This is a genomic window from Streptomyces sp. NPDC107521 (assembly GCF_055598485.1).
The window spans coordinates 1-6,432 of the sequence record NZ_JBVKAT010000046.1; the positions used below are offsets into that span (position 1 = coordinate 1).

7 protein-coding genes and 3 pseudogenes are annotated in these 6,432 nt (G+C 67.1%); 6 read left to right on the plus strand and 4 right to left on the minus strand.

Annotated features, from left to right (window positions below; all coding sequences use genetic code 11):
- Positions 1 to 111 precede the first annotated feature (111 nt).
- Positions 112 to 499, plus strand: a pseudogene (locus ACZ7LB_RS31805) (transposase family protein); the annotation flags it as partial.
- A 127-nt stretch (positions 500 to 626) separates the two neighbouring features.
- On the opposite strand, the gene ACZ7LB_RS31810 reads toward ACZ7LB_RS31805, so the two are convergent.
- On the minus strand, positions 627 to 1,766 hold the full coding sequence (locus ACZ7LB_RS31810; RefSeq protein ID WP_471473151.1) for a glycosyltransferase family protein: 1,140 nt from the start codon (positions 1,764 to 1,766) through the stop codon (positions 627 to 629).
- 540 nt (positions 1,767 to 2,306) lie between these two features.
- On the opposite strand from ACZ7LB_RS31810, the gene ACZ7LB_RS31815 reads away from it, so the two are divergent.
- The 5 genes and pseudogenes from ACZ7LB_RS31815 (at position 2,307) to ACZ7LB_RS31835 (ending at position 3,850) form a co-directional block, all read left to right on the plus strand.
- Positions 2,307 to 2,492 carry a transposase gene (locus ACZ7LB_RS31815; protein ID WP_471473153.1) on the plus strand — a complete coding sequence of 62 codons (186 nt, stop codon included), beginning with the start codon at positions 2,307 to 2,309 and terminating at the stop codon, positions 2,490 to 2,492.
- A gap of 115 nt (positions 2,493 to 2,607) precedes the next feature.
- Positions 2,608 to 2,895, plus strand: a pseudogene (locus tag ACZ7LB_RS31820) (IS3 family transposase); the annotation flags it as partial.
- A gap of 123 nt (positions 2,896 to 3,018) precedes the next feature.
- Positions 3,019 to 3,189 (plus strand): annotated as a pseudogene (locus ACZ7LB_RS31825) (IS30 family transposase); the annotation flags it as partial.
- On the plus strand, positions 3,170 to 3,469 hold the full coding sequence (locus ACZ7LB_RS31830) for a transposase (RefSeq protein WP_471473155.1): 300 nt from the start codon (positions 3,170 to 3,172) through the stop codon (positions 3,467 to 3,469). The pseudogene ACZ7LB_RS31825 and the gene ACZ7LB_RS31830, both read left to right, overlap by 20 nt.
- 174 nt (positions 3,470 to 3,643) lie before the next feature.
- Positions 3,644 to 3,850: a hypothetical protein gene (locus ACZ7LB_RS31835; protein WP_471473157.1), complete on the plus strand. Its 207-nt coding sequence runs from the start codon at positions 3,644 to 3,646 to the stop codon at positions 3,848 to 3,850.
- 170 nt (positions 3,851 to 4,020) lie between these two features.
- Here the strand turns inward: ACZ7LB_RS31835 and ACZ7LB_RS31840 are convergent, their stop codons facing one another.
- Genes ACZ7LB_RS31840 through ACZ7LB_RS31850 form a run of 3 tightly spaced genes read right to left on the minus strand, consistent with a single transcriptional unit; the run spans position 4,021 to position 6,307 of the window.
- A complete protein-coding gene (locus tag ACZ7LB_RS31840; RefSeq protein WP_471473159.1) occupies positions 4,021 to 4,962 on the minus strand; it encodes a DUF4265 domain-containing protein in 942 nt (313 codons plus the stop codon).
- Between the two features lie 53 nt (positions 4,963 to 5,015).
- Positions 5,016 to 6,056 carry a hypothetical protein gene (locus ACZ7LB_RS31845; RefSeq protein WP_471473161.1) on the minus strand — a complete coding sequence of 347 codons (1,041 nt, stop codon included), beginning with the start codon at positions 6,054 to 6,056 and terminating at the stop codon, positions 5,016 to 5,018.
- Positions 6,053 to 6,307: a hypothetical protein gene (locus ACZ7LB_RS31850; RefSeq protein WP_471473163.1), complete on the minus strand. Its 255-nt coding sequence runs from the start codon at positions 6,305 to 6,307 to the stop codon at positions 6,053 to 6,055. Before ACZ7LB_RS31850 ends, ACZ7LB_RS31845 begins: the two co-directional genes overlap by 4 nt.
- Positions 6,308 to 6,432 lie beyond the last annotated feature (125 nt).

The following is a 6,432-nucleotide window of genomic DNA, read 5'->3' on the forward strand; positions in this document are numbered from 1 at the left end:
ACGCTACGAGCGCAAAGCCGACCACTTTCTCGCCTTCACGAGCATCGCCTGCACCCTCATCTGCTACCGAAGACTCACCAATTGAGATGACGTCTAACATGCGAGCCCTGAAAAGGGGGCCTGACAGGCCTGAATCCTGTCGAGCGGGGCACGTACGGGTCGAAGATCGATCTCATCACCGAGCGGACCGGTCTGCCCTCTCCATCGGGATCTTTGGCGCTCACCTGCACGAGAGCCGGACACTGATCCCGCTGGTGAAGGGCATACCGCCGATCCGGTCCCGCCGGGGCCCGCGTCGGCGCAGGCTCGGCAAGCTCCATGCCGACAAGGGTGAGAGCTCGTAGCGGCTCGGACGGCACTGCTGGACCGTCGAACGGACCATGGTCTGGCTCGCCGGGTGCCGTCGGCTCCATCGTTGTTACGAACGCAGGGACGAACACTTCCTTCCTTCGCCAGCATCGCCTGCACCCTCATCTGCTATCGCAGACTCGCCAAATGAGATGACGTCTGTCCACTCCAACGGATCAGCCTCACACAGCCATACCGGGAACCCTCGGGTCCGACGACCTCACGAATGACCGTCTCAGAGCCACGCTTGGAAGGTAGGGCAAGCTGAGGGCGGGCGGCTACCAGGTGCCCCGGACTTCCTCGGGGCTGGAGCCGAAGACGAGGTCAAGGATGCGGCTCATGCGTGGGTCGTAGACATGGGCATCCGGCTGGGCGACGCCCTCGGAGCGGTCGTACCGCCAGCCGTTGTTCACGCCCGCGAAGTGCCTGTGGTGAATCTTGTCGGTCTTCACGGTCCCCGAGCCTGCGACGCTGTGCACGCGCCACTGCGTGGTCATCTCGTCCACGACGCCGGGTAAAGCCGCCCACTTCACCGTCGTCGTCCCCTTGGAACGGTGGTGGTAGTCGGTGAAGCGGCGCTGGCGGTCGGGGGCCATCGGGGTGCGCGTCGCCTTGGCCATCCAGTAGCCGGAGAACATCACGACGCCGGTCTCGGACTCGGCCGCGTGATCGAAGACGGACCGGCCGTCATCGGCGAGTATCAGCTCGTCGATATCCGCGCTGATCACACCTGCCGCCTGGGACAGATAGCGGAAGCGGCCGTGCTCCAGGAGCCCGTACTGGCAGTAGTCCGAGTCCCAGATCTTGTGAGGGCCGCCTTGCGGGCCGAAGGGGAAGGGCCAGTCGACGACGACGGCCGTGGTGATCCCGTCCACCTCCGCGATGGCGTTGGCGACGTCCTGCGGTGTGTAGCGCGTGGAATTGTTGTCGTAGAAGACGATTCCGGTCACCCCGTGCACGATGTGATAATAGCGCAGGAAGTCCTGGATCCAGACGAGGTCGTTGTCCTTGGACTTCGTGATGATCGTGCGCTGCCCGGCGAAAAGGTCCGACTCGTTCGGAGCGATGTCCGCGCTGAACCTGTCGTTCCCCAGGCTGAAGGACAGCTCGCGGCCCGCGCCGACCCCCGCGATCACCGAACGCTGCGTGCGGCCCCAGTCGCGGAGACGGAGGTCGCCCGTAACGTCGGTGCCGTCGACGCGCCAGGCCCCGTTGCTGAGCGGCGCCTTGAGGTTGCTCACCGGCGGGCCGCTCAGCCACACGTCGCCGTCGTGCTGGAAGGCGTCGTACAAGAGGGTGCGGGCATCGAACTGCTCAAGGTATTCGGGCTGCCGGTCCTCCGGCTTGCGCGGTGGCTCCCGGCGGAAAGGGGAGGACAGGGGCAGCGTCACCGCAGACGGCCGGACTACCTTGATCACCTTGCGCTGCGGCTCCCCGCCCGCCCGCCGCAGGTCCCAGGCCCGGCGCGAGAGACGGACTGGTTCGAGGAACCCATCCAGAGTGAGAGAGCCGGAGCCGTGCACGTGCCTGCGGCGCTTCGCCTCCAACTCGGCCACGCGGCGGTCGAGGCGCGCTAACTCCGCCCGCAGGACCTCTGCCGGCGTGTGGGTGTCCTCGACGGCTCCAGATGTCATTCTCGCTCCCCTTTCCGAGTGCCCTCCGGTGGGCCGGTCGCCGGGGTCATGCCTGGCGGTGCACGCCGATGAGGACGACGGTTCACAGTCAATGAAGTGACGATCATATGACAGAGCGCTATCACGTTGCCGAGTGTGTGAGAGCCGGGTGTGGTGAGCCGGCCGGCCACGTGCTCAGGCCGTTGGAGGAGCGGTGTTCCACAGCGGACATGACCCTGCGGCCCCAAGTGCCCCGGCCCAGGCCTTTGTACCTGGGCTTGATCCGCTTTGGCGGACATCCGAGATCAGGGGTTCGTCCCCGGGAGGATGTCCATCATGGAGAGCATGGGGAAGAAGAAGCCTCGCCCTCGCCGCTCGTTCACGCGGGAGTTCAAGGCCGAGATCGTTGAGCTGTGCCGGCGTGGTGACCGCTCGGTCGGCCAGATCGCCAAGGACTTCGACCTGACCGAAGCCGCGGTGCGTGACTGGGTCAAGCAGGCCGAGGTCGACGCGGGCGAGCGAGAGGGCTGACCAGCAGTGAACGTGAGGAGCTGGCCGCGCTGCGGCGGGAGAACCGCCGCCTGCGAGAAGACGTCGACATCCTCAAGCGAGCCACGGCTTTCTTCGCGAAGGAGACCCGGTGACGGTGCACCCGTTCATCGAGGCGGAGAAGCAGGGCGGCCACAACGTCAAGCGGGCGTGTGAGCTGCTGAAGGTCTCCAGAACCGCCTTCTATGCCCGCCGCACCGGCAAACCCGGTCCCCGGGCGGTCCGTGACGCCGAGCTGACCGAGCAGATCACCGAGGTCCACCAGCGATCGCGCGGCACCTATGGCGCCCCGCGCGTCCATGCCGTCCTGCAACGGGAGGGCGAGGAGTGCGGACGCCGCCGTGTTGCCCGGTTGATGCTGGCCGCCGGCTTGCAGGGCCGGCATCGCAGACGGCGGCATCTGACCACAATCGTCGATCCGGGGGCTGCCTTGCGGCCCAATCTCATCGTCCGGGACTTCCAGCCCGACCCCGCTGGGCTGGATGCCCGCTGGTTCGGCGACATCACGTACGTTCCGAAAGGCACAGACCTCTCCCGGTGGTCGTCCGCGGACCTCGAAGCCGTCGCCCTGGCCATCAACAACCGGCCCCGCAAAATCCTCGGCTGGAAGACCCCGGCGGAGGTGTTCGAGGAACAGCTACGCTCGCTACAACATCCCGGTGTTGCAACCACCAGTTGAACTCGCCCAGTACACCAGCCAGCAATTTGCTTCCCTGGTCGACCAGTTCGGAGTTCGACTGTCGGTCGGCCGCACCGGTCAGTGCTGGGACAACGCGCTCGCCGAGTCGTTCTTCGCCACCATCAAGCGTGAGTTGCTCGGCACCTCCGCCTGGCCCAACCGGGCCGCTGCCCACACCGCCATCTTCGATTTCATCGAGGGCTGGTACAACTTGCATCGGTTGCACAGCAGCCTCGGCTACCGCAGTCCCGCCGAATACGAGACCGCACTCGCAGCCTGACCACCACACCAATGGTGTCCGTCAAAGTGGAACAAGCTCGCTGAACAGGACGATGAGCGCGAGGCGACCTGGCGCGAGCGCGCACTGAATGCCGAGGAAGCCCTCAAGGCCGCCCACGCCGAGATCCTCGCCCAGCGCACCAGGATCGGCGAACTTCTCGGCCAGATAAGCGACTTGGAAGCGGAATGGACCCAGGAAGCCGTCCAGCGGATCACCACCGAGAACACGACACTCAAACAGCGGGTCCGCCAGCTCACCACTGACAACCGCACCCTCGGTGAGCGGCTCAAGGACGCCCGCTCGAACCAGCGTTTACAGGACCGCCGCGTCGCCGACCTCGAAGCACAGATCGCTGACCCCTCAGCGGGAGTTCAGCAGTGACGTCGCCGCTTCCGACCGAGCACATCTGACCGGCACCGACTCAGTCCGGGGGCCCGGCCGCCTACCGGCGGCCGGGCTTGTCGACGGTCAGCCAATTCGGCCCATGGCAAACGCCAGACAATTCCCCACCTCTCGCGTCCGGTTGCTGACCCGAGTCGTCCCGGCGGTGCTCAATCGTCCTCAGTGCCTGCACTGGCTCTCCAGGCAGCAGTGACACATCCTTCTTCCCCGTGCCACCAACCTTTCGCGTCGCCGTGTTCCAACAGCTTGCGGATTCGCTGGATGTCCGCTTCCGGCGGGATGTCCAGCGCGACCATCCGGAACTGCTCGATGCTCTCACCGGTGGTGCCGAGCCGGTGGAAGGTCTCCAGAACGGTCTGTCGGGCCGCATCTGAGCCTCCATCCTTCAGCACGATCAACCGAATGGTGCAGTTCTCCGAGGGTTGAATGGTCTCCCCGGCCCAGCGCAGGCCGTCGTCATCGATGTCCACGCGGATGACATCGCCGCTGGCTATCCCGCGGACGAACCACGGAGTGTTGTCGAGACGCACTGTTCCGTCGCCGAGGTCGAGTGCCCACAGGCTCTCGACGCTCGCGGGCGGCCAGCCGTCCTCGTCCACCTCCATCCGGAAGTGGACCTTCACGTGGGCGTCGCTGATGCTTGTCACCGCGCCATCATCCACGTGGACCAACGGGGACGGAACCGTGGGACAGGGCTCCCGCGCGACATCACCAAGACGAGAAGAACAGCAAAGAGCGTTGAGCATCGTCGCGGACATGTACTCTATGGATCGTCGCAGTTCAGAGCTGGTATCCGAGCTCCTGCGGTCGGTAAAGGCGTCGACGATCCACTCGTCCAGGAGTTCCTGCAGTTCCAGCAGCGACCAGATCCGCTCGCGCTCCGGGTGACGGCTGCGGTGGTCCGCGCTGCGGCCGGTGTAGCCGGGCAGGAACTGGATGAACAGCGTTGCCACCGAGCCCAGCATCGACTCGATGTGTCCCTTCTCGAAGCCGGAGCCCTTGTGGGCGGGCTGGCAGTCGATCTCCAGGAACCGGCAGGACGATTTGAAGTTCCGGGAGATGAACGCCTTGCCGTGGTCGCAGACGATCATCTCCGGAACGATCACCGGGCGGGCCGCGGCGTGCTCCAGGCGCTCGTCCAGGCTCAGCAGCCGTCGGTCGGCAGCACCGAGCGCGACATTCTCAGCACGTCCGCCCAGCCGGGCCGCATCAGCTCCGGGGTGACCGTGCGGGCCAGCAGCACGCTCGCGTCGACCGACTTCGTGGTCGGCCGCAGCACCGCCGCGGTGAGCGTCCTCGTGGCCACGTCGATCATGGCCGTGAGCTCGACCCGGCCCGGGACGCCGTCATCCAGCAGGACCATCACGTCCAGCGGGGTCGAGTCGATCTGCATCACCTCGCCCGGGGCGAACGCCGGGAGCTCGCCGAACGGGGCCTTCGCCCCGTGGGCCTTGGAGCGGCGGGTGCTCGCGGCGCTGAAGGTATGGGTGCCGTCGGTCAGCTTCGCCAGTAGCCGGTAGAGGGTGCGCTCCGAGGGCACTTCGAGATCCTCGGTCCCTGAGGTCTCGCGCAGGATCTCCCCGGTCCGCCAGGGGATGAACGACCCCGTCCGGGTGGAGGCGTCGACGGCTTCACCGATGGCCGTGCGCATCGCCGTCACCACCCGCTCGTCCACCGAGCCGAACGCAGGCCGCTTCGCGGCCTGGCGGTGATCGACCAGGCCCAGCACGCCCTCGGCCTGGTAGCGGCGGCGCAGGTTGGCGACCGCGCTGGCCGACACCTTGGTTCCGGCCGCCGTCAGCTCAGCGGCCTTGGCCCGCTGGCGGGCCGTCAGCGAGCGGTCCGGACCGTACTCCGGCCGCGGTGTGGTGTCCGGACCGGCCTCCGGGGGCCGCCCGTGCAGCACTTCGAGGATGTGCCCCTCCCACCACAGGGCCTTCTCGGCTGCTTTGGCCGGGAACGTCTCCAGCCGTGACGAGGCCGGCAGTGGCATCCGGACCGGGATGTCGACGACGGCGAAGTCCGCCTCGCCCGTCAGGTCCTCCACCGCCACGACGCGCTGGCTGGCCTCCGTGTCCGTCAGCGTCACCGTCCTGGCCGTGACGCCCACGACGGCACGGACCTGCCCGATGAAGCGCACCCATGCGCCGACCCGGATTCCGACCGGCCGCTGCAGCCCGCTCATCGTTCTCCCCTCGTCGTCACGACGAGGCTGTCGGGCGACAGCAGCCCGCCCTCAAGATCGGCCCTCAGCACGCCGGACCACAGCAGGTGGAACAGCACCGGCAGGACCAACAGCGGGTCGCCGACCCCCTCCGCCCCGGGCCTCAGTGGGGCCGGCTCCTCGAACACCCGCAGCAGCTGCTCGGCGACATCCGCTCGCGCGCAGCGGCGCCGGCGGTAGCGCGACAGCCACCGCACGTTCGCCATCAGCACCGGATCCGGCTCGCCGACGCGGATGAACTCCTAGGGCCTGTCTTCAAAGGCCGCTGATGGGGCATCATATGGCGCATGGTGCGGCGACATGAGCTCTCGGACGAAGAGTGGGACGTTCTGTCGGG